Raw genomic sequence first — 1830 nt, forward strand, 5'->3', positions numbered from 1 at the left:
ATAGACTTGCCCGCCGGGACTAGAGCGTGTTCGTCAAAGTTCGCCCCCGATACCAGGAGATTCGAGGTCATTCTCGTCGAAGCGGAGTGCCTCTTCCGCGCTTTCGATCAGATTCAAGTAGGTCAAAACCTGCACCCGGCCCTGGTCCGCATTGTAAGAACGGATGGCATGAGTGACCATCTGCTGAGTGACGCCGGACACCTCCACGTGATCGGGATTCCCGATCACAACAGTTCCCCGCGCACGAAGAAAATCGTATTCAAGGGAATCTTCGGTGCGGTAAATCGTTTGGAGGGTTGCTCCCGAGTCATCCATTTTCTGAATGTAGTTCTTGCATTGACTTACTGCCTCGTGCACCTCGTTCGACATGATCAAACTACCGCGGTATCTCCTGACAAGTGGGGCTCCGGGCTTCTTGAGTTCCACGACATGAACGCTTTGGTCAGCTCGCACGAGAAGAATGTCGTGCTGGTCACGGGGGAACAGGTCACGTCGCTTCGAGGTTCCTGTGTACTCGCCCCCGAAGATCCAGTGATTGGATTCGATTAGCCGTTGAACTACAGCTTCCGGCGTACTTCTTTCACTGACGACCTCGCGAAGCTTCTGCAGTAGTTCGCGGCGTTGCCTGATGACCTCTAGCTGAGCGGATCGGTGGTACTTCTCGGTCGGGTCCAATGTGGGAGCGATGCTCCCGTCCTTGCGGTACGTGACGACCTGAATCCGCACATCTTCGTCGGTCCCCAATTCAGAGGGTCCGGATTCCCCGTTGGGTCCCGTCGCCGTAATTACGTCATAACGCCCACCGCCTGTCCAGTTCACTTCGTGTGTGATTCCGCCTGCATCGCTACCGCTGATTACTTTGTCCAGACGGTCACGCACAACGTTCAACTCGCTGTCAATAGCGATCCAGCAGCGGTTCGTTTTGTGCGCGACTGCAGCGGCCGTTCCTGAGTCTCCGAAATAGTCGAATACCAGGTCACCGGGTCTGGTCGCGATCGTGAGAATATGCTTCAGCAGTTGTTCCGGCGATGGAGTCGGCTGGTGCATTTCATCGAGCAGTCCGCTCAGGTGCTGGCGCGCTTGAGAACTTGTCCCCACATCAGCCGAACTCCATAGCGTGGTGGGCGGCCTGTCCAGCGCCTCCGATAGATAGAGCTTCAGCTTCGGGCGACCGTCGGCCGACCATGCGATACGCGCATCGAGATCAAGTTTTTGGAATTCCTGCTGTGTGAATCGCCAAGACCGGCGGTCAGGTGGCTGTACAGCGGTTCCGGACGGACCCACCACTTCGTAGCGCAGACCCTCACGCGACCCGGGGTAGGACAGGTCAGCTGTTCTCCACGGCCCGCGGGGATCGTGGTCAGGGTTTTGGAACCTCGACTCTGATTCGACTGTACGAGGGAGAGGGTTCGGCCGCCATGCCGAGGCATTATTAGCGAAGACAAGTAGGTAGTCGTGACTGCCCCTGAAGTGTGGGGAGTGATTCCGTGGAGGCTTCTGAACGACGACTGTAGATAGGAAGTTCGATCGGCCGTAGACCTTGTCCATGAGCACGCGGCAGTCAGCGAACTGCCGGTCGTCCACGTGTACCCACACAGAGCCGTCAGGAGAGAGCAGGTCGCGCACCAGACGCAGATGTACCTGCATCATGCCGAGCCAGGAAGCACGGCCAGGAGCCTCGTGGTTCTCGAACCCCCACTGTGTGTCCCACGGCGGTCGCAGATATGCCGCCTTGACCCTGCCTCGATACTGGCCGGTGGCCTTCAGTGTACGAAGTGCGTTCTCGTTGCCACCATGGATGAGCAGGTTATCCGCCATTTGATCAGCTTA

1 protein-coding gene is annotated in these 1830 nt (G+C 57.7%); it reads right to left on the reverse strand.

Going from position 1 to position 1830, the window contains the following annotated elements; all coding sequences use genetic code 11:
* Positions 1-33: 33 nt before the first annotated feature.
* Positions 34-1818 (reverse strand): Shedu anti-phage system protein SduA domain-containing protein, encoded by a 1785-nt coding sequence (locus tag ACFT4A_RS42405; protein WP_382842043.1) that lies wholly within the window; start codon positions 1816-1818, stop codon positions 34-36.
* Positions 1819-1830: the final 12 nt, after the last annotated feature.

The organism is Streptomyces sp. NPDC057099 (genome assembly GCF_042671245.1).
Lineage (GTDB): Bacteria > Actinomycetota > Actinomycetes > Streptomycetales > Streptomycetaceae > Streptomyces > Streptomyces purpurascens.

Coding starts and splice junctions, on each gene's coding strand:
- ACFT4A_RS42405 (WP_382842043.1), bottom strand. CDS start 1,818: ATGGCGGATAACCTGCTCATCCATGGTGGCAACGAGAACGCACTTCGT.